The organism is Zhongshania borealis, assembly GCF_039539625.1.
In the GTDB taxonomy this organism is placed as follows: Bacteria; Pseudomonadota; Gammaproteobacteria; order Pseudomonadales; family Spongiibacteraceae; genus Spongiibacter; species Spongiibacter borealis.
Genome location: NZ_BAABDM010000002.1, coordinates 363,804 through 383,930, shown reverse-complemented (window position 1 = coordinate 383,930; position 20,127 = coordinate 363,804). Strand labels below are relative to the sequence as shown.

Here is a 20,127-nt window from a genome sequence, read left to right as displayed (position 1 = left end):
TGACACCTTGCCGTACCGTCTTGATTAGCAACCATTGAATTATAAGCCCCGATCATTTCTGACTCAGATTTAACCAATAGATCATAGAAATTCGTGGATTCACGACCATGTCCATTCTCGACAGAGTGAAGATATACCCTATCCTTGCCAAGGTAGTTTTTTCTATATACCCTTCTATAATTGCTCTAGTCCTATTCTTTCCGACAAACTCTCTCTCGCCTGTAGAAGAATTTTCGTATATTTTTTCTGCGGTGCCCTTTAGAGTATTTCCTTCTCGCCAGATCATTATTACGTACCTTAGAGTCATGTCTTTATATGGGTTGTATGCAGTGTTAACTTTAACCATCTCCATATACCACCGACCAGTAATCTCCGGCACAGAAAATAACTTTTCTCTAGCAACAAAAAACAGAAAAGTTAAACCAACACCACCAAGCAATGTGGCAGCTATGTCAGCCCAAAAGCTATCAAAATTCATTCATGCTCCTTCATCCTGGTGAGCGGCTATTTATTACGACTCAGGGCATATATCACTTTGCCCCCTATCAATGTGCGGGCTCTAACGTTGATTAAAAAATTTTAGGGGATTCAATAAGATGACTGCTTCGCTATTCGCGAGTGCCGGACAAATGAAGACGACTTCCCTATATCTCTGCTAAACATTCGTTTCTCCTGATCATATTTCCTTTTTTAGAAATTTCTGAGGAAAAGGGGCGGAGCGCCCCTATGCGTAGACAGGCTAGGTATTGGCGTAAGATTTATTTGATGTAATCCGAGCCAAGCCTTTAATTAATTTGTAGAGCGTCCAGATTGCTGTGGCTATTAAAATGATCACACCTACGCCCACCATGACTAAAATGCCACCTAGAATGGTGAGGCAGAGCCCGATCCAAAAGGTTTTGATGGCATTTGAATAATGGTCTTCAAATATTGTGCCTTGCGCATCTGCCTTTTTGATCATTGCCCAAATACCGCCAATGAGCCATGTAAGACCAAAAAAGAATCCAGACAACATTAAGGCGTAGGCAATAATAGCATTTTGTTTAGCGGCTTTATCGTAGTCTGATAGCTCGACTGAAACGGTTGGTACGGAATCCTCTGACATAAATACTCCTTTTAGGGTCAGTGATGGGGTGGGCTTTAGGGGGTTTACGTCCCCTATAAATAATGGCCAGCTTGTTAATGGAAAGCCAGTATTTTCACCATTTATTGATCGATATTCTTTGAGATAACAAGCTTGATCTAAGATCTAATATGGGGGTATGAATTACGTCGGTGGTATGCGGATTCTGAATCAAGTTCAGAATGACGGTACGGGAGTTCAGAAGACGATACGTGACACTTACAATGACGAGACTTAGGTGTCTGGCCATCGCTATGGTGACTCGCACAGCGAGTTTTTGGTCACCCCCTGCGGCAAAGCCAATAAATGCCAATTTGGGCATATTGTCGAATATGCATTTAGACCGTATAAAGGCGCTCCTCAATTTTCTGTAGTCAATCATGGCATGGATTTCATTCGATATTTTTCGCACCCTTGGCTTTAACGACACTAAGCAGTTAAAACCCGAGCAGATTTTTAAGCATCGCGACGAGATTAGTGCCGCCGATTGGGTTTTATACCCCGAGTACTGGCAGCTCAACGCCTTGATTTACGGCCTTAAAGCGCGGGTATTCCCCAGCCAAGCCAGTTACCTGCTTGGCCACAATAAAATTGAGATGACTCGCGCCTTTGAGATGGTCGCGCCAGCGAATACGCCCCATACCGAGATTCGGGCCAATACGCCCAGTAACGCGGAGGCGTTGTGGGAGCTTATGCTTCTGCCCTTCGTTGCTAAGCTTCCCAAGGCGTCTCAGGGCAGCGGTGTTTGGTTGATAAAAAACCGCGCCGAGTGGCGCGCGTATTTGGAAAAGACCGATGTTTTGTATGTGCAGGAATACTTGCCCATAAACCGTGACATTCGCGTTGTTATTATCGGCGACACGGTAGTGAGCGCTTACTGGCGACTGCAATCGGACCAAGGATTTTATAATAATGTCGCCAAAGGCGGTGTGATTGAGCAAAGCGCGGTGCCCGCGCAAGCGGTGAATCTGGCCCTGCACTTAGCGCAAACGCTGGACATTGACCACGCCGGTTTTGATATTGCCATGGTTGGCGACCACCCCTATGTGTTTGAGTTTAATCGCCTGTTTGGCAATCAGGGCATAGAGGGCGGCGAGCAAAAGATTCGCGAAGCGATCATCGATTATTTACTGCGCAAGCAGGAGCCAACGGCGCCGAACTTCCCCAAAGCGCCCGCCACTGGCAGAAAGCGTCTGCGCCGCGTGGCGTAATACACTCCCTGCAGCGTTGGGCAAATGCCGCTCTCTGCAGGTGTGCGTCGACAGTGTTACCATGAGGGCTTGTTCGTTCCTTGAGGCCTGAATCATGCAAGCAGCTACATCGTCCTTTGCCCGCCGCAGTCACGCACTGCTTATATTGCTCTTTGCCAGCCTACTACTCAGCGGCTGTGGTATTAACAATATTCCCCGCTTAGACGAAGAGGCCAAAGCCGCTTGGGCGCAGGTTGAAAATCAGTATCAACGCCGTGCCGATCTTATCCCCAATTTAGTCTCTACCGTGAAAGGCTTTGCCGCACAGGAGCAGGAAACCCTCACTGCCGTGATTGAGGCTCGATCCAAGGCAACCTCCATGCAGGTTGATGCCAGCATTTTAGATAACCCAGAGAAACTGCAGCAGTTTGAGGCGGCCCAGGCCAAACTCAGCGGCGCGCTAAGCCGCTTGATGATGGTTCAGGAACGCTACCCCGATTTAAAATCCAACCAGAACTTCTTGGCGCTGCAGTCGCAGCTGGAAGGCACCGAGAATCGCATTAGCGTTGCCCGCCGCGACTTTATTCTGGCGGTAGGCCGTTACAACACCGAGATTCGCACTTTTCCCGGCAAAATCTGGCACAGCATGATGTACAGCGAGCTAAAAGAGCGTGAAACCTTTAAAGCCACCGCACCGAAGGCGGAAGAAGCGCCCCAGGTTAACTTTTAATGCGCTTATTTCTAACGCCTTTAATACTCGTATGCAGCCTGCTGTTCAGCCTGTCTGCCCTCGCCGCCGAGCCGGAATTTCCCAAGCTTAGTGGCCGTGTGGTCGACAATGCCAAGCTGCTGTCTGCCGCCACCGAGCAAAACCTGAATCAACAGCTGGCCGCGCAGGAGCAACGCACTGGCAATCAGATTGTGGTTGTTACCCTGCCCGACTTACAGGGTTATGAAATTAGCGACTACGGCTTTCAATTGGGCCGCCACTGGGGCATTGGTCAAAAAGATACCAATAATGGCGCCCTGCTGATTATTGCGATGAAAGAACGCAAGATGCGCATTGAAGTTGGTTACGGCTTAGAGGGCTTGTTGACCGATGCGCGCAGCGCGCAAATTATTCAGCAAATTTTAACCCCGGCATTTAAAAGCGGCGACTTTGACGGCGGCGTAAAGGCCGCGGTTGAGGCCATGGTGCTTATTATTGACGGCAAAACCCCGGCAATTCCGAAAGCCCAGCAAAGCGGGAAAAAATCGCCGCCAAAACTGGGTGGCCTGCTGTTGCTGGTTATTCTCTTTATGATGATGAGCGGCGGCCGCGGTAGTCGTGGTTTTCTGGGTGGCGCCTTACTCGGCGCAGCATTAGGTGGTCGCGGTGGCGGCTTTGGCGGCGGTGGTTTTGGAGGTGGCGGCTTCGGCGGCGGTGGCGGCGGCTTTGGCGGCGGCGGTGCATCGGGTGGCTGGTAAAGCCCTAATCGATCCCAGGCCAAGATACTGAAACTCGAGAGCTAATACGGAATTCACTATGTCGCTAATTAATACCCAAGAACAGCAGTTACTCACCGATGCGATCCAGCGTGTCGAGAACAATACCGATGCCGAGCTGGTCACCGTGCTGGCCCGGCAGGCCGACGATTACCGTTATATTCCACTGCTGTGGGCCAGCCTTATTGGTCTGTTAGTGCCCGGCGCAATCAACTACTACCCAGAGTGGCTGAGCCCACATCAACTTATTCTGAGTCAGTGGGTTTTGTTTATTGGCCTTGCGCTGCTGTTTCAAATACCGGCGCTACAGTACCGGCTTATTCCCCGGCAGGTTCGCTACTGGCGGGCAAGTAATTTGGCGCGCCGGCAATTTTTGGAACAAAATCTACACCACACCAACGGCGAAACCGGGATATTAATTTTTGTGTCCGAAGCCGAGCGTTATGTCGAAATATTGGTCGATCGCGGTATCTCATCGCGGATACCCGACAGCTATTGGGAAAGTATTGTTAAGCAGTTTACCGAACAGGTTCGCCGTGGCGATGTTGCCAAGGGATTTGTGGAATGCATAGAGGCCTGCGGTGTAGAACTACAGCGCCAGATTCCCGCGACGAGCAAAAAGAATGAGCTGCCCAATCACTTAGTTATACTTTAGGCGTCGATCGGTTCACGCTCGTTTAAACACTCGTAGGAGCCGGTGGCAAATTCTCGACAAATGAACGGCCTGTTTTCATAGATAGAGCACAACATGGTGTGTCGGTCCAAGGCCGCACACCAGCCGTCGTCTAGCCGCGCCATTACCTCACCACCCCACTCGTCACGCTGAATATATTGCTCAGGCACGCCGGTCTCGGTTATTAACATCACTTCTAAACGACAACACGATGCCTTGCAGCTAGAACAACTTATTGTCGGGTCAGAAGTCGCGTCACTGGCGATAGTGTGTGTGCTTAAATTCTTAATACCCAATGTCTCTTTGTAAGTGAATAAGGCCATTTATGCACGGCCTGTAGATCGTCTAACGCCCTGCTCGGCCAGCAAGATACCACCCACCACGAGGCTTAAAGCAAGAAAGTGGTAGGTCTTAAATTCCTCTGCCAGAATTAAAACGGCAAGCAGTGAGCCAAACACAGGCACCAAATTAATAAATAAATTTGCACGATTTCCGCCGATCAAATCTACGCCGCGCATATATAGGGATTGCGCGATGAGTGAGGGAAATATCGCAATATACAAGACCACGCCAAAACCTCGGGCGTCGGGTAACACCGCATGGCCTGCCCAATACTCATAGGCGCTAAAAGGTAGCGATGATACAAAGGCAAACAAAGCTAACATCATTATCATGCTGCGCCAATGTAGCGGTGGCCGATATCGCAATGCCACGGTATAACCACCGTAGAGCACCGTGGCCATTAACATAAGCGCGTCACCGCGATTTAAATCTAAACTTAGCAAACTCGACAACTGGCCGTGGGCAACCGTAATGAGGACCCCACACAAGGTCAAACTAAAGCCAAGCAATTGCAATTTTACCGGCCGTAAACCAAACCACAGAAAATTGCCCAAAAACACCACCAAGGGCATCGCAGACTGCTCAATGGTCACATTGATCGCGCTGGTGTAATTTAAGGCCCAATAAAACAGCGCATTAAAGGCCGTGAAACCCAAAGCCGCCAACAAAAACAATTTAAGCCGGTGTTCGCAAATAACAGCCCATTCGCGCTTAGCGTCGCGCCACGCAAAAGGCACAATAAACAAGCAGGCAAACAGCCAACGCAGCGACGTTAACAGCATTGGCGACACATGACCCACCGCTAATTTACCGGCCACGGCATTGCCACCCCAAAGCAAAGCGACGATACATAAAAGAATAAAAGGATTACGGAACAAGGGAGCCATGATCTGCCAAGCTAAGCGTTGTTTGGCGAAGCAGTTTACCAGCTCGCCACTGGAAATGCTTTGCGCCTAAGTGTTCGTAAAATAACTATTTGGAAGAGGTAGATAACCTGCAGCCGCTTTGCGGTTGAACTGTCCCAGAGGCAATCACTTAGTGGGCTGCGGAAGCCTAATTCAACACCGGTGCGTTGTCTGTTTTATACCGAACGGTATCTGTATCTGCGTTGTGATTTCAGCGCTGCATTCTGCAAGCCCTTACCAGCCAATATTCCAGTAAAAGCTGACAAAGCCAATATACGGCAAGGTTAATCGTATTATCGCGATACCGCTGTGTAGCGGCGCTATGGCACAAAACCTGCTTAGATGTAACTTATAGACTTTAATGTCTGTTCTCACCGACTTGCGTCACCGTATCTTGTTGTAACGGAGTAGATTAATGCGCCATATCTTAGTTGTTAGTAGCTTAAGTATTTTTTTGACCGCCTGTGGTGGCAGTAGTGGCGGAAGTTCTTCCCCAGACGGAAGCATAGATTATGGCGAGGCGACCACTGGCCAGCTTATTGACTCACCAGTTAAGGGCATCTTTTATGCCCTTGCACCAAATTCGACCGCTGATGCAAATCTTCCCCTCACAGACATCGGCGGTAATTTTGATTATTTGGAAGGGCAAACGGTTTCATTCTTCCTAGGATCACTGAAAATAGGTGAAGCCCTTGGCAGCGAGTTTATAACCTTAGACGATCTCATCGGCTCAGAAAACGCCAAAACCAATATTGCCCGCGTTCTGCTGACCCTTGATGAAGACAGCAACCCAGACAACGGTATTAGCCTATCTTCACTGGTGATTGATAAAACTCTTTCACTCGACATGGCACTTGCCGACTTTGATGTCGACCCTGCAGACTTTGACTCATCCAGCGCCAGTGCATTTGCACAAGAAGCAAATAATGATGATCGCACTTTAATCTCTGCAATCGCGGCAGACGAGCACTTAGCTAAAACGCGCAAGGATTTGTCCGACGGTTCCTTTGACTTTGATGGTGGCGCGGACACAGATAATGACGGCATAAATGACGCGGTAGATGCTTGCCCAGATACCCCAGCGGGACTAGATGTAGACGCCGAGGGTTGCGCGCTTGCGGAGGCTGAACAAGATAGCGATGACGACGGCATTAAAAATGGCGTGGATAACTGCCCCGCCGACGCGAATGCCAATCAGCTAGATACCGACAGCGACACCCGTGGTGACGCCTGTGATCTGGACGACGACAACGATGGTGTTCTCGATAGCGATGAAGTCGACAACGGCTCTAATCCGCTGCTTGCTGATAGCGATTCAGACGGTGTGTCTGACGGTGACGATGCCTTTCCTTTAGATGACTCTGAATCAGTAGACAGCGATGGGGATGGTATTGGTAACAACAGTGACGACGATGACGACAACGATGGCTTAAGCGATTCTGACGAGCAGGCTCTCGGCACTGACCCGCTGCGCGCTGACTCTGATAGCGACGGTGTTTCAGATAGCCAGGATGCCTTCCCGACTGACTCTAGCGAAACGATCGATACCGACAGTGACGGCATCGGCAATAATGCTGACAGCGACGACGACAACGATGGCCTAAGCGACGCCGATGAGCAAACTCTCGGCACCGATCCGCTAATCGCCGACACAGATAGCGACGGCGTTTCAGACAGCCAAGACACTTTCCCGACCGATTCTTCTGAGTCAGTAGACACGGATTCCGATGGCGTTGGCGACAATAGCGACGCTTTCCCTAATGATTCAACTGAGACCAAAGATACTGACAGTGACGGCGTTGGCGACAACAGTGACGCTTTCCCGGAAGACGACTCTGAATCGGTCGATACTGACGGCGATGGTACTGGCAACAACGCCGACGAAGATGATGACAATGACGGTCTAAGCGACGCTGATGAACAGGCACTCAGCACCGATCCTCTACTCGCTGACTCTGATAGCGACGGCGTATCAGATAGCCAAGACGCTTTCCCGACCGATTCAACTGAGACTAGCGATACGGATGGTGACGGTGTGGGCGACAACGCCGACGCTTTTCCTGAAGATGCGTCAGAAACCAAAGACTCTGACGGGGACGGCGTTGGTGACAACAGCGATGCCTTCCCCAATGACAGCACCGAGACTGCCGACGCTGATGGCGATGGTATTGGTGATAATGAAGATATTGACGATGACAACGACGGTGTTCGCGATGACTTGTTTCATTTAGTAGAAGCAACCACAGCCGATGTCCACGAGGCTTTGGCCGGCGTGCAAGTGAATGAAAACGGCGAAGCTTTAAGCTGTGTTGATATCACCCAGATGTACATCGACCGTATCCTTGCCTATAACGACAATCCACAACCCAATGGCGGCCTACCCATTTTTGGCGTGCTGGCGATTATGCCCAATGCCCTTGAGCAAGCAGCGGCTTTAGATGAGCTGTATGCGAGCGATGGTGGTATTGGCGATCGCTACCTGCACTGTATGCCGGTGTTGCTAAAGGACAACTACGACACCTTTGATTACCCATCAACGCAAGGTTCCTACTCTATGCTAGGACACCAGGCAGGTGTTGATGCCAATTCTGTTCATGGCTTGCGTGAAGCAGGGGCTTTGATACTTGGTAAAGCCAACCAAGATGAGTTCGCCTACTTCACCACTGGCTTCTCTGCTCGCGCCATTCAGGTAAGCAATCCTTACAATACCTCCGAGAGCCCTGCTGGGTCCTCTTCTGGTACTGGTGCTTCGCTAGCGGCAAACTTCGCGCTGGGTGGCACGGGTTCTGATACTTGTCAGTCGATTAGACATCCGTCTTCGGTAGGTGGACTCGTTGGTATCCGGCCAAGTCTTGGTGTTGTTTCTCAGCACGGTATTTACCCACTGGCGCACAGCCGTGATACCGGTGGACCAATGACACGCACCGTGACCGATTCAGCGCTGATGCTTACTGCTATGGGCAAGTATGATTCTCGCGACCCCAAAGCGGCGGCCTTCCCTGCTGAACAACGCCCAGAAAGTTATGCACAGTTCTTAGATCGCGATTTACACGGACTCGCTGGCCGCAATATCGGAATTGTCCGCGACCTCGGTGGCAATGCTGACGCGGCGGGAACCGGTACGCAGGGCGAACTGATCGCCGCAGCGGTAGCAAAAATGGAAGAGTTGGGTGCCAAGGTATACCCAATTTACCTTCCCAACTATTCGTCACTAAGTGCCGGCTCCAGCCATTACGATATGAACGAATACTTTGCCATGTTTGAATCTGAAGGTGGCACCAGTGCACGCCGCTGCGTAAGCAGCACGGCTGTTCTTATTGATGGCGAGGAATCAGCCCACGACCGCGACGACCAGTGCTACGGACTGGAAGGCATTGTCGAGTCAGGCCGGGTTGGCCCTAGAACGGCAGGGCTTTTCGCCTTAACTGCTCTGGGTGATCCCAACCAAGCTGCAACAGAAGCTCAGTTACAAGCTATCGTTAATATGCGCGCCTATGTCACCGCAGAAATGGATGTAGTTAAAGATATTAACGGCGATCCCGTCATTGGAGATGATGGCGGTACCGTGAGTGTGGATGCTTTGGTCTTCTCACCTGGCCCCAGTGGCGGCAGAACCTGTGACTTTGGCTCTACCACACAAATGGGTTCCATCGTTGTGCCGGTCGGCTTCGATGATTCCGTTGGCGTTCCCCGCGGCATGGAAATATTTGTTCGCCAGTTCGACGAGGGTACCGGTATTGGCATTGCTTACGACTACGAGCAAGCCACGCTACACCGTGCACCACCTGACATTAGCCCTTCACCAATCAGTGAAATCAGCACGCTTAGCGAATTCAATGCTCGCGTAAAAGCCGCTATCGCCGCCTATGCGGCCTCCCCACCCGAAGATTTAGATCCAGAGGCCTATCAAGCCGCTTTGGAAGAAATTATCGGGCCACTACAAGATGAGCAACAGCAACCTTAAATAGGAGGCTTACACTAAGCAAAAGGCCGGGGACTCCCCGGCCTTTTGCTATCTGCTCTATTAAGCGCACAGCGCTACTTAGCGTGATCCCGAATCTTCCATACCAAACAAGGCCAAATCATCTGCCATGCCCTCGTGAGTTGGCAATGCTTTGTTTTGTCGCGCAGCAATACACTTGTCGATATCATCCCCAGGAAAAACCCCAGCTTGCCAAGCAGCGTTATAGCGCAAGCTAGCGCTGATACCGTGGTCCCTAGTAAATTTCATAATCTCTTTGGCACCCATTGTGGCTACCGGCGAACGCTGGCCAATTCGCTCGGCTAAGTCTATTGCCATGGTTTCAAGTTCAGCAGCATTTGCGCAGGTCCGCGACACAAAGCCGATGGGTTTAGCCTCTTCCCCAGAAAGCGTTCTGCAATCCAACAGCCAATCTGGCACTACGCCGTAAGGCAGCGTCGCAGTTAAGCGCTGCACGGTGCCCATGTCTGGAACAAAACCTAGGTCCATTTCCATGGGCGTAAAACTGGCACCGGTTTCTGCAATCCGAATATCTGCTGCACAAACCAGATCAAGTGAACCACCAATGCATAGGCCCTGAATAGCAGCGATCACCGGCAAGCGGGTATTTTCAAGACTGGAAACAGAATCCTGAAGCGACAACACCGTACGCCGTAAATGATCGGCCTTTCGCGAAAACTCCAGACCATCACCCATCGTTTTTAAACCGTCTAGCACCCCGAGGTCGATACCGGAACTAAAAATACTGCCTTCAGCGCGAAGCAATATGCAGCGAACATCTGGATTTCTTTCAGCGCGTTTTACAGCCTGTGGCAGCTCATACCAAAAATCCCGAGTCAGACAGTTTCGTTTTTCAGCCCTGTCCAAAACAATATGTGCGACATAGGATTTAACCTCATATCGAAAGCTCGAAAATGTAGTGTGGTCAGTCATTGGCTTGCCTCTTATTGTCGTGATTCGGCCGGTGTTGGGGAAAATTCCATTGAGATGAATACCTTAGTGAGTACGTCGAATCCAACAAGACTGGTATTTTAGCTTGAATGCATTTAAGTAATTCAGACCGCACTTTTAAGATATATTTTAATTAAATCAGAACTTGGGATTTGAAACCCCAACCAAAGGATTGGCTTTTATCATTCAACAAGAAATTTTCTAAGATTATATTTTTATAAAAAATAGATAAGACACTTAAAGTCGTACTCAGTATAGCTATCTAATGTTTTTCAAATAAATATCTTATACTGCCCATCGTTGTTTTAAATTATTTTATTAGCAATGGGCAGTTCATTTAGTTTTGAATATTTATTTTTTAACTATTAACTCATTCAACCGTAACCGATTTTGCAAGATTCCTTGGTTGGTCGACATCTGTGCCTTTTAGTATTGCCACATGGTAGGAAAGTAACTGCAGCGGAATGGTGTATATGATGGGGGCAATAGCGTCGCTAACATGAGGGAGTTCGATAATATCCATTCCTTTAGCGGCGGTGAATCCTGCGGCTTTATCGCAGAACACGAAGAGCTGGCCGCCGCGGGCTTGGACTTCTTCTATATTTGATTTTAATTTTTCCAAAAGTACATCGTTTGGCGCCACCGCTATAACCGGCATATCGGCATCAACCAAGGCCAATGGTCCGTGTTTTAATTCTCCGGCTGGGTAACTTTCTGCATGAATATAAGATATTTCTTTGAGTTTAAGTGCACCTTCCATCGCTATTGGCCATTGCGCGCCACGGCCCAAGAATAACGCGTGGTGTTTGTCGGCGAAGGCGTTCGACATTCTCTGAATACTTTTATTTAACTCCAATGTTTCGGTGAGTAAGTTGGGCAACTGATGCAGCGCCCTAACTATTTCATTTTCTTCCGCTTCGGTCATGTCATGATGACGACCTAAGGCGACAGTTAAAAATAGCAATGCGACTAATTGTGTTGTAAATGCTTTGGTAGAAGCTACGCCGATCTCTGGCCCCGCTTCGGTCATCAAGTATAAATCTGACTCTCTAACTAACGAACTCTGTCGCACATTACACACTGTTAGCGTTGCTGAATAGCCGAGAGTTTTGGCCAGACGAAGCGCTGCCAAGGTGTCTGCGGTTTCGCCTGATTGGGAGATGGTAACTAACAAGGTGTTATCTTGGACTTTAAATTTCCGGTAGCGAAATTCACTGGCGACTTCCACTCGGCACGGTACGCCAGCCAAGCCTTCAATCCAATATTTGGCAACCATACCGGCGTGGTAGCTGGTACCACAGGCAACGATCTGAATAGATGATACGGTCTTTAAAATTTCTTCAGCCCTAGCACCCATGGCCTCAGCCAATATTTTCTTAGCACCAAGTCGACCCAATAGTGAGCGCTGTATTACTGCGGGTTGCTCGTAAATTTCTTTGAGCATGTAATGGCGATAATTGCCCTTGTCAGTTGTTTCCGCCGCGGTATCTATTTGCGTAATATCACGCGACACCAAATTAAAATCTGGGTCGCGAATGATGTATTTGTCTGTGTAAATTTCCGCGATATCACCTTCTTCGAGGTACACGAAACGGTCGGTTACTTGCCGTAATGCTAGTTGGTCTGAGGCGATAAAATTCTCACCAATACCAACACCAATTACCAAAGGACTGCCCTTGCGCGCGCAGATTATGCGTTGCGGTTCGCTGGCATGAATAACCGCTAAACCGTAAGCGCCTTCTAGCTCTGGGATGGTACTCTGCAAGGCGGCGAGTAAATCGCCCTGTTGTTGATAGTGATAGTGCATCAAGTGCACGATGGTTTCAGTGTCTGTTTGTGAGACAAAGTTATAGCCGAGTTTTTCTAAACGTTGGCGCAGTTCGGCGTGGTTTTCGATAATACCATTGTGTACTAGGGCGATATCTCCTGATAAGTGGGGATGTGCGTTGATTTCGGACGGTTGGCCGTGAGTCGCCCAGCGGGTATGGGCGATCCCGACGTGTCCTAATAATGAGCTGGATTGAAGCTCTTCTTCGAGTTTGTGTACCTTGCCAACTTCTTTACGTGTGTCTATTTTCCCGTTGGCTGTAATAACGGCCATGCCCGCAGAATCATAACCTCGGTACTCCAAACGGAATAGACCTTCGAGCAAAATTCCAGGAACCTCACGTTGCGCGACCGCGCCAACAATGCCACACATAGTCTGGTTTCCTTAATTAATCATTTAATCGCGGGGGAGTTTTTTAGGCCGTTGCCAACCACTTATATTACGTTGTTTGCTTCGTGCTACCGCCAATTCACCCTCGGCAATATTGCCAGTGATGACTGAGCCGGCACCAATTGTAGCGGATTTACCTACCGATACCGGTGCGACAAGCGCGGTATTTGAGCCAACAAATACGCCCTCAGCTATCGTGGTTTTAAACTTGTTTAGGCCGTCGTAGTTGCAGGTGATTGTGCCCGCGCCAATGTTAACGTCGGGGCCAATCTCGGCGTCGCCAATATAACTCAAGTGGCTAACCTTGCTGCCAATACCAATATTGGCTTTTTTAGTTTCAACAAAATTCCCAATTTTAACTTCTGCGGCGAGAATGCTACCAGGACGCAATCGGGCAAAGGGCCCAATACTGCACCCCTCTCCAACAATCGCACCTTCCAACACCGAGTTGGCCTTTATCTCGGCATTGGCTGCTATGGTCGAGTCGCTTATCAGGCAGTTTGGGCCAATGCGGACATTGTCGCCAATCACTACCTTACCCTCAAATACGCAGTTGATGTCGATATAGACGTCGTTACCCGTCTCAACACTGCCCCGTACGTCTATACGGCCGGCATCAGCTAAGCTAGCACCTTGAATCATGAGTTGTGTCGCGTAGCGCCTTTGGTAATAGCGTTCGAGCTGTTCAAGCTGGACTCGATTATTCGCGCCTTGGACTTCCATTGCATCCGCGGCGTGGCAGACATTGATTGCGACTTGGTCGCTCACTGCCATCGCGATGATATCGGTAAGATAGTATTCGCCTTGGGCATTATCAGCGCTGAGCTTCGGTAGCCACCGCTTTAAGGCGGTCGCAGTGACACACATAATCCCGGTGTTAACTTCCTTTATTTTAACCTGCTCTGCGCTCGCGTCTTTTTGTTCAACAATAGCGACTACATCGCCATTGCTATCGCGAACGATACGCCCATATCCGCTAGGATTCGGCAATTCCACCGTAAGTAGATTAAGTTGCTCGGTTCCTAGCGACGAAGGATCGCGAGAAATAAGCTGTTCGATTGTAGCGGTGCTGGTTAAAGGCACATCGCCATAGAGAATAAGTACTTGCGCGTCGTCGCTAATCGCCGGTAATGCCTGTGCTACCGCGTGACCCGTGCCTTTTTGTTCACTTTGCAGTGCCCATTTGATATTGGCGTTTGTTAGCAAGCTTTTAACCTGGTCGGCGCCGTGTCCGACAACCACATGGGTCTGAGAACTGACAACGGCCTTAGCAAGCTCTAAGACATGGGCTAACATGCTTTTTCCGGCTATGGGATGCAGTACTTTTGGGAGTGTTGAACGCATCCGGCTACCTTGCCCGGCCGCTAATATCACCACTTCTAATGTCATTGTTTAGCCCTTATCCCAGCGCGATATGCAGTTGATACTTTATTGTAGCGGCAAATAGTAACGGAAACGAAAAAGGGCGGCCAGAGCCGCCCTTTTCTTAATACAGCAGAGCTGTATTATTTACTCAGTGTTTTCCGGATTTGCTGTAAAGTCCGGAGCTGAGCAGTTGCTGCTGCCAACTGCGCTGCTGCACGAGAGTAGTCGATATCACCACTCTGATTCAGCATTGCTTGCTGAGCGTGTTTCTGTGCTTCCAATGCTGCAGCCTCGTCGAGGTCGCCAGCGCGGATAGCGGTGTCTGCAAGAATACTAACCACGTTGGGCTGTACTTCAAGAAAACCACCAGAAACATAAAAGATCAGCTCTTCGCCGTTGTCCTGCACAATACGTACTGGGCCGGGCTCAAGCGATGTCAGCAACGGCGCGTGACCATAAGTCACACCCAGGTCACCCTGAGTACCGTTTGCAACGATCAGCTTAGCGCGACCAGAGAACAACTCTGCTTCAGCACTAACGATGTCACAATGAATAGTCATAGCCATATTTTAGCCTCTCAGGCGTAAAGCTCGCTTGCGCGAGCTTACAGTTTAGCCGCTTTCTCGATTGCTTCGTCGATAGTACCAACCATGTAGAAAGCCTGCTCTGGCAGGTGATCGTAGTCACCGTTCAGAATACCGCTAAAGCCAATAATGGTGTCTTTCAGAGACACGTACTTACCTGGGCTACCGGTAAAGATTTCAGCAACATGGAAAGGCTGTGACAAGAAACGTTCGATTTTACGGGCACGCTCAACAGTCGTTTTGTCTTCTTCTGACAATTCGTCCATACCGAGAATGGCGATAATATCTTTCAGTTCTTTGTAGCGCTGCAGAACGTTCTGTACGCCGCGAGCCACTTCATAGTGCTCAGTACCGATAACCAGTGGATCCAACTGACGTGACGTTGAGTCCAGTGGATCTACCGCGGGGTAAATACCTTTAGCAGCGATGTCACGGCTCAATACAACAGTTGAGTCTAAGTGAGCAAAGGTGGTTGCTGGTGATGGGTCAGTCAAGTCATCCGCCGGTACATATACCGCCTGGATAGAAGTGATAGAACCCGTCTTAGTAGAGGTGATACGTTCCTGAAGAACACCCATCTCTTCTGCCAGTGTTGGCTGGTAACCTACCGCTGAAGGCATACGGCCCAACAGTGCAGATACTTCGGTACCGGCCAAGGTGTAACGATAGATGTTGTCAACGAACAACAGTACGTCACGGCCTTCGTCACGGAATTTTTCAGCCATGGTCAAACCAGTCAGTGCAACGCGCAAACGGTTACCCGGTGGCTCGTTCATCTGACCATAAACCATCGCTACTTTAGATTTGCTGAAGTCTTCAACGTTTACAACGCCGGCTTCCTGCATCTCGTGATAGAAGTCATTACCTTCACGAGTACGCTCACCAACACCAGCAAATACAGATAAACCGCTGTGCTCGGTTGCAATGTTGTTGATCAATTCCATCATGTTGACGGTTTTACCAACACCAGCACCACCAAATAGACCTACTTTACCACCCCGTGCGAACGGGCAGACCAAGTCGATAACTTTGATGCCTGTTTCCAGCAACTCGTTAGATGACGCTAATTCTTCGTAGGCCGGCGCCTTACGGTGAATCGGCATACGCTCTTTTTCACCGATGGGGCCACATTCGTCAATGGGGTTACCAAGAACGTCCATGATCCGACCGAGGGTTTCAATACCTACAGGTACTCTGATCTTGTCGTTAGTGTTGCTAACGTCCAGACCACGACGCAATCCTTCAGAAGAACCGAGGGCGATGGTGCGAACTACGCCGTCTCCTAATTGCTGTTGCACTTCCAGGGTTAGACCGCTGTCAGTAACCAACAGTGCATCATAGACCTGTGGTACCGCATCGCGTGGAAATTCCACGTCGATAACGGCGCCGATAACTTGTACGATACGTCCGCTACTCATGTCCGGTTCCTCTTCAAAACCTTAAATAATCAAATTCTGTTTCAGTGGTGAAAATACTTACGACGATACCGCCGCTGCACCACTCACGATTTCTGACAGTTCCTGGGTAATAGCTGCCTGACGTGCTTTGTTATAAACCAGCTGCAGACCGTCGATAATATCGCCGGCATTGTCAGTCGCGTTCTTCATCGCGATCATTCTTGCAGCCTGTTCACAGGCACCGTTCTCAACCACTGTTTGGTAAACCTGTGACTCAACATAGCGAGTCAATAAGCCTTCCAGTAATTCTTCAGGGCTGGGCTCGTAAATATAATCCCAGTGATGCTTTAAACTGTCATCTTGCTCTGCTTCCAGAGGCAGCAACTGGCTTACAAATGGGCTCTGAGTCATAGTGTTCACAAACTCATTACCAACCAGATACAGGCGGTCAATGTTGCCTTCACCGTAAGCGTCGAGCATAACCTTTACACTGCCAATCAAATCAGCAACGCTGGGCGCTTCGCCCATGTCTTTTGCAGCGGCAACAACATTGCCACCGTAGCTCTTGAAAAATGCCCCAGCCTTGCTGCCGATTAAGCACAAATCAATTTCTACGTTCTTGTCAGACCAGCCTTTCATTGCCTTGATCGCTTTCTTAAACACATTGGTGTTCAAGCCGCCACACAGGCCGCGGTCTGTAGAAACAATGACGAAACCGACGCGCTTAACTTCCCGCTCAGTCATATACTGATGACGGTACTCTGGATTAGCATTGGCGATATGACCCACCACCGCGCGCATGCGCCGTGCGTAGGGTTTACCCAATTCCATGCGATCTTGAGCTCTACGCATTTTACTCGCCGCAACCATTTCCATGGCGCTAGTGATTTTTTGCGTGCTCTTGATGCTGGATATCTGGGTGCGTATCTCTTTTGCACCTGCCATGATTCAACAATCCTCAAGCAGAAAAGCTGCGCTTACGCGCAGCTTAACGTCTTACCAAGTCTGAGTTGCCTTGAACTTTTCAACGAGTTCTTTGAACTTGCCTTCCAGTTCTGCGTTCCAGTTACCGCTGTCGTTGATTTCTTTCATTACCGCAGCGTATTCGGCGTTGGCGAAAGATAAAATTGCTGATTCAAAATCGAGAATCTTAGCAACATCAACGTTTTTCAGGTGACCTTCGTTTGCGCAGTACAATGACAGACCCATTTCAGCAATGCTGAGGGGGCTATACTGTTTCTGCTTCATCAGTTCGGTAACACGCTCACCTTGTGAAAGCTGAGCTTTTGTCGCTTCATCTAGGTCAGATGCGAACTGAGAGAACGCTGCCAATTCACGGTACTGAGCCAATGCAGTACGAATACCACCAGACAATTTCTTAATAATCTTTGTCTGTGCTGCACCACCAACTCGCGATACCGAAATACCGGCGTTCATCGCAGGACGAATACCTGAGTTGAACATATCGGTTTCAACAAAGATCTGACCATCGGTGATGGAGATAACGTTGGTCGGTACGAATGCTGAAACGTCACCCGCTTGGGTTTCGATAACAGGCAGAGCCGTTAATGAACCTGTTTTACCTTTTACTTCACCGTTGGTGAATTTCTCTACGTAATCTTCTGAAACACGGGCAGCGCGCTCAAGTAGACGAGAGTGGAGGTAGAATACATCGCCAGGGTAAGCTTCACGACCCGGTGGACGACGTAACAACAGGGAGATTTGACGGTAGGCCCAAGCCTGCTTGGTCAAATCATCATAAATGATCAATGCATCTTCGCCGCGGTCACGGTAGTACTCACCAATAGTACAGCCAGTGAAGGGGGCGATGAACTGCATAGAAGCTGGATCAGAAGCTGTCGCCGCAACAACCACTGTGTGGTCCATTGCACCGTGCTCTTCTAATTTACGCACAACGGCGGCAATAGAAGAGGCTTTCTGACCAATCGCTACGTACACACATTTAATACCAGATGATTTCTGGTTAATGATAGCGTCGATAGCAATTGCTGTTTTACCGATCTGGCGGTCACCGATAATCAGTTCGCGCTGACCGCGACCGATTGGCACCATGGCATCAACAGCTTTAAGACCGATCTGCACTGGCTGGTCTACCGACTTACGCCAAATTACACCTGGAGCAACTTTTTCAATTGCATCGGTTAATTTTGCGTTGATGGGGCCTTTACCGTCGATCGGGTTACCCAGTGCGTCTACAACGCGACCAAGCAATTCCGGACCAACCGGCACTTCCAAAATACGACCAGTACATTTACAAGTCTGGCCTTCGGCGATACCAAGGTAGTCGCCCAATACTACGGCGCCGACCGAATCGCGTTCAAGGTTAAGTGCCATACCAAAACGGCCACCTTCAAACTCGATCATTTCGCCGTACATCACATCGGTCAAACCGTGGATGCGTACGATACCGTCAGATACCGATACTACCGTGCCCTCATTCTGGGCCTGCGCAGACACATCTAAATTGTCGATGCGCTGTTTGATAATATCGCTAATCTCGGATGGATTCAGTTGCTGCATGCTCTGTTCCTCAATCCTATTCTTTAAACGCTCAGGAATTTAATGCTTCAGCGAGTTTCGCTAAGCGACCGCGCACCGAGCCATCTATCACCAAGTCACCTGCTTTAATCACCACGCCGCCGATTAACTTGGCGTCTACATGGGAGTGAACATTCACTTGGCGAGCCAATTTCTTAGTTAAAACTTCGGCAAGACGCTGCTCAGAGGCTGTGTCCAAGGCAAACGCGGTGGCAATTTCAACATCCACGGTTTTTTCTTGAATCGCCTTCTGCGCTTCAAACAATTCACTGATTGTTGGAAGCAGGCTCAGTCGCTTGTTCTCTGCGAGTATCTTGATGAAATTTTCGCCGCCAGCATTAAATGTATCACCACAGATATCTATAAATGCCTGTGCTTGCTGAGCGGTTGTCATTGCCGGGGAGCTCAATACTTTTTGAACGCCCGGTTGCTGAGCAACTGCTGCTGCGGTATTCAGCATAATTGACCACTCGGCCAATGCTGAAGACGCCAAAGCGTGCTCGAAAGCTGCCTTGGCATAGGGTCTAGCTGTTGTACTTAATTCCGCCATGATCAACTCCGCTTACAGGCTTGCTGCCAGCTTGTCGACCATGTCTTTATGAACAGACTCATCGATAGATGCTTCCAGCACTTTGCTCGCGCCGACCAAGGCCAGTTTAGCAACTTGTGAGCGCAGCTGTTCTTTAGCGCGATTCACGTCTTGCTCAATCTGGGCTTCGGCGGCGGCTTTCAGGCGTTCGCCTTCAGCACGTGCCACGTCTTTAGCTTCTTCAACGATTTGGCTAGCGCGTTTGTTAGCAGCATCAATAATAGTTGCTGCTTCACTTTTCGCTTCGCGCAGCTGCTTGGCGACTTTTTCTTGAGCTAACTCAAGATCACGGCCAGCGCGGTCTGCGGCATCCAAACCATCAGCGATTTGCTTTTCACGCTCGTCCATTGCTTTGCGAAGGGCACTCCACACAAAAGCGTGGCAGAACCATACAAAGAACAGAAAGCTGATCGATTGTCCAATCAGTGTGAGATTAATATTCACGCCGATACCTCTGCTGTATGAATTTGCTGTCTATGTTTTGTCGTAGCGAGCAATTAAGCAGGCAGACCAGGAACAACAACAAACAGAACGTACATTGCGATACCAACACCGATCATTGGAACTGCATCGAGCAGACCGGCGATCAGGAACATTTTACCTTGTAGCATTGGAGCCAATTCTGGCTGGCGAGCTGAACCTTCAAGCAATTTTCCGCCGAGGATAGCGAAGCCAATGGCCGTACCCAGTGCGCCAAAACCAATCATCAAAGCAACAGCGATCAGTGCTAAACCCATGGTAGTTCTCCTACTTTCAACTTTAAG

At 49.4% G+C, this 20,127-nt stretch carries 19 protein-coding genes; 5 read left to right on the top strand and 14 right to left on the bottom strand.

The window, feature by feature from the left end:
- Positions 1-52: 52 nt before the first annotated feature.
- Both ABD836_RS08070 and ABD836_RS08065 read right to left on the bottom strand, forming a co-directional pair.
- Entirely contained in the window at positions 53-478 is a 426-nt protein-coding gene (locus ABD836_RS08070) for a hypothetical protein (protein ID WP_344934389.1), read from the bottom strand.
- Positions 479-739: 261 nt separating this feature from the next.
- On the bottom strand, positions 740-1,105 hold the full coding sequence (locus tag ABD836_RS08065; protein ID WP_344934387.1) for a DUF4870 family protein: 366 nt from the start codon (positions 1,103-1,105) through the stop codon (positions 740-742).
- Positions 1,106-1,503: 398 nt separating this feature from the next.
- Between ABD836_RS08065 and ABD836_RS08060 the strand changes: the two genes are divergently transcribed.
- From ABD836_RS08060 to ABD836_RS08045, 4 genes are all read left to right on the top strand, one after another.
- The gene (locus tag ABD836_RS08060; protein WP_344934385.1) at positions 1,504-2,334 is read left to right on the top strand and encodes an ATP-grasp domain-containing protein; all 831 of its coding nucleotides are present in this window, start codon (positions 1,504-1,506) and stop codon (positions 2,332-2,334) included.
- A gap of 94 nt (positions 2,335-2,428) precedes the next feature.
- Positions 2,429-3,043: a LemA family protein gene (locus ABD836_RS08055; RefSeq protein ID WP_344934383.1), complete on the top strand. Its 615-nt coding sequence runs from the start codon at positions 2,429-2,431 to the stop codon at positions 3,041-3,043.
- The gene (locus ABD836_RS08050; protein WP_344934380.1) at positions 3,043-3,780 is read left to right on the top strand and encodes a TPM domain-containing protein; all 738 of its coding nucleotides are present in this window, start codon (positions 3,043-3,045) and stop codon (positions 3,778-3,780) included. The genes ABD836_RS08055 and ABD836_RS08050 overlap by 1 nt, the downstream gene beginning before the upstream one ends.
- Positions 3,781-3,838: 58 nt before the next feature.
- Positions 3,839-4,453, top strand: coding sequence for a TPM domain-containing protein (locus tag ABD836_RS08045; RefSeq protein ID WP_344934378.1), 615 nt, complete (start codon positions 3,839-3,841; stop codon positions 4,451-4,453).
- Here the strand turns inward: ABD836_RS08045 and ABD836_RS08040 are convergent.
- A complete protein-coding gene (locus tag ABD836_RS08040; RefSeq protein ID WP_344934376.1) occupies positions 4,450-4,794 on the bottom strand; it encodes a YkgJ family cysteine cluster protein in 345 nt (114 codons plus the stop codon). The genes ABD836_RS08045 and ABD836_RS08040 overlap by 4 nt on opposite strands.
- On the bottom strand, positions 4,795-5,700 hold the full coding sequence (locus tag ABD836_RS08035) for a DMT family transporter (RefSeq protein WP_344934374.1): 906 nt from the start codon (positions 5,698-5,700) through the stop codon (positions 4,795-4,797).
- 433 nt (positions 5,701-6,133) lie between these two features.
- Between ABD836_RS08035 and ABD836_RS08030 the strand changes: the two genes are divergently transcribed.
- Complete coding sequence (locus ABD836_RS08030; protein WP_344934372.1) at positions 6,134-9,682, top strand: amidase family protein; 3,549 nt, start codon at positions 6,134-6,136, stop codon at positions 9,680-9,682.
- A 78-nt stretch (positions 9,683-9,760) separates the two neighbouring features.
- Here ABD836_RS08030 and ABD836_RS08025 read toward each other — a convergent pair whose 3' ends face one another.
- The 10 genes from ABD836_RS08025 to atpE form a co-directional block, all read right to left on the bottom strand.
- A complete protein-coding gene (locus ABD836_RS08025) occupies positions 9,761-10,633 on the bottom strand; it encodes an enoyl-CoA hydratase-related protein (protein ID WP_344934369.1) in 873 nt (290 codons plus the stop codon).
- Between the two features lie 388 nt (positions 10,634-11,021).
- Positions 11,022-12,851, bottom strand: coding sequence for a glutamine--fructose-6-phosphate transaminase (isomerizing) (gene glmS / locus ABD836_RS08020; RefSeq protein WP_344934367.1), 1,830 nt, complete (start codon positions 12,849-12,851; stop codon positions 11,022-11,024).
- Between the two features lie 24 nt (positions 12,852-12,875).
- The gene (gene glmU, locus ABD836_RS08015) at positions 12,876-14,258 is read right to left on the bottom strand and encodes a bifunctional UDP-N-acetylglucosamine diphosphorylase/glucosamine-1-phosphate N-acetyltransferase GlmU (RefSeq protein WP_344934364.1); all 1,383 of its coding nucleotides are present in this window, start codon (positions 14,256-14,258) and stop codon (positions 12,876-12,878) included.
- A gap of 116 nt (positions 14,259-14,374) precedes the next feature.
- Positions 14,375-14,800 (bottom strand): F0F1 ATP synthase subunit epsilon, encoded by a 426-nt coding sequence (locus ABD836_RS08010; protein ID WP_344934362.1) that lies wholly within the window; start codon positions 14,798-14,800, stop codon positions 14,375-14,377.
- 38 nt (positions 14,801-14,838) lie between these two features.
- Positions 14,839-16,236: a F0F1 ATP synthase subunit beta gene (gene atpD / locus ABD836_RS08005; RefSeq protein ID WP_344934360.1), complete on the bottom strand. Its 1,398-nt coding sequence runs from the start codon at positions 16,234-16,236 to the stop codon at positions 14,839-14,841.
- A gap of 57 nt (positions 16,237-16,293) precedes the next feature.
- Positions 16,294-17,160 carry a F0F1 ATP synthase subunit gamma gene (gene atpG, locus ABD836_RS08000; RefSeq protein ID WP_008253079.1) on the bottom strand — a complete coding sequence of 289 codons (867 nt, stop codon included), beginning with the start codon at positions 17,158-17,160 and terminating at the stop codon, positions 16,294-16,296.
- 51 nt (positions 17,161-17,211) lie between these two features.
- Positions 17,212-18,756 (bottom strand): F0F1 ATP synthase subunit alpha, encoded by a 1,545-nt coding sequence (gene atpA / locus ABD836_RS07995; protein WP_184462972.1) that lies wholly within the window; start codon positions 18,754-18,756, stop codon positions 17,212-17,214.
- A gap of 31 nt (positions 18,757-18,787) precedes the next feature.
- Positions 18,788-19,324, bottom strand: a complete 537-nt coding sequence (locus ABD836_RS07990) for a F0F1 ATP synthase subunit delta (protein WP_344934353.1) — start codon at positions 19,322-19,324, stop codon at positions 18,788-18,790.
- A gap of 12 nt (positions 19,325-19,336) precedes the next feature.
- Positions 19,337-19,807, bottom strand: a complete 471-nt coding sequence (locus ABD836_RS07985) for a F0F1 ATP synthase subunit B (RefSeq protein WP_344934351.1) — start codon at positions 19,805-19,807, stop codon at positions 19,337-19,339.
- Positions 19,808-19,860: 53 nt separating this feature from the next.
- Positions 19,861-20,100 (bottom strand): F0F1 ATP synthase subunit C, encoded by a 240-nt coding sequence (gene atpE, locus ABD836_RS07980; RefSeq protein WP_008253083.1) that lies wholly within the window; start codon positions 20,098-20,100, stop codon positions 19,861-19,863.
- Positions 20,101-20,127: the final 27 nt, after the last annotated feature.

Bases quoted from the DNA above. Each gene is read 5' to 3' on its own strand.
- ABD836_RS08070 (WP_344934389.1), bottom strand. From the start codon at position 478: ATGAATTTTGATAGCTTTTGGGCTGACATAGCTGCCACATTGCTTGGT.
- ABD836_RS08065 (WP_344934387.1), bottom strand. From the start codon at position 1,105: ATGTCAGAGGATTCCGTACCAACCGTTTCAGTCGAGCTATCAGACTAC.
- ABD836_RS08060 (WP_344934385.1), top strand. From the start codon at position 1,504: ATGGCATGGATTTCATTCGATATTTTTCGCACCCTTGGCTTTAACGAC.
- ABD836_RS08055 (WP_344934383.1), top strand. From the start codon at position 2,429: ATGCAAGCAGCTACATCGTCCTTTGCCCGCCGCAGTCACGCACTGCTT.
- ABD836_RS08050 (WP_344934380.1), top strand. From the start codon at position 3,043: ATGCGCTTATTTCTAACGCCTTTAATACTCGTATGCAGCCTGCTGTTC.
- ABD836_RS08045 (WP_344934378.1), top strand. From the start codon at position 3,839: ATGTCGCTAATTAATACCCAAGAACAGCAGTTACTCACCGATGCGATC.
- ABD836_RS08040 (WP_344934376.1), bottom strand. From the start codon at position 4,794: ATGGCCTTATTCACTTACAAAGAGACATTGGGTATTAAGAATTTAAGC.
- ABD836_RS08035 (WP_344934374.1), bottom strand. From the start codon at position 5,700: ATGGCTCCCTTGTTCCGTAATCCTTTTATTCTTTTATGTATCGTCGCT.
- ABD836_RS08030 (WP_344934372.1), top strand. From the start codon at position 6,134: ATGCGCCATATCTTAGTTGTTAGTAGCTTAAGTATTTTTTTGACCGCC.
- ABD836_RS08025 (WP_344934369.1), bottom strand. From the start codon at position 10,633: ATGACTGACCACACTACATTTTCGAGCTTTCGATATGAGGTTAAATCC.
- glmS (WP_344934367.1), bottom strand. From the start codon at position 12,851: ATGTGTGGCATTGTTGGCGCGGTCGCGCAACGTGAGGTTCCTGGAATT.
- glmU (WP_344934364.1), bottom strand. From the start codon at position 14,258: ATGACATTAGAAGTGGTGATATTAGCGGCCGGGCAAGGTAGCCGGATG.
- ABD836_RS08010 (WP_344934362.1), bottom strand. From the start codon at position 14,800: ATGGCTATGACTATTCATTGTGACATCGTTAGTGCTGAAGCAGAGTTG.
- atpD (WP_344934360.1), bottom strand. From the start codon at position 16,236: ATGAGTAGCGGACGTATCGTACAAGTTATCGGCGCCGTTATCGACGTG.
- atpG (WP_008253079.1), bottom strand. From the start codon at position 17,160: ATGGCAGGTGCAAAAGAGATACGCACCCAGATATCCAGCATCAAGAGC.
- atpA (WP_184462972.1), bottom strand. From the start codon at position 18,756: ATGCAGCAACTGAATCCATCCGAGATTAGCGATATTATCAAACAGCGC.
- ABD836_RS07990 (WP_344934353.1), bottom strand. From the start codon at position 19,324: ATGGCGGAATTAAGTACAACAGCTAGACCCTATGCCAAGGCAGCTTTC.
- atpE (WP_008253083.1), bottom strand. From the start codon at position 20,100: ATGGGTTTAGCACTGATCGCTGTTGCTTTGATGATTGGTTTTGGCGCA.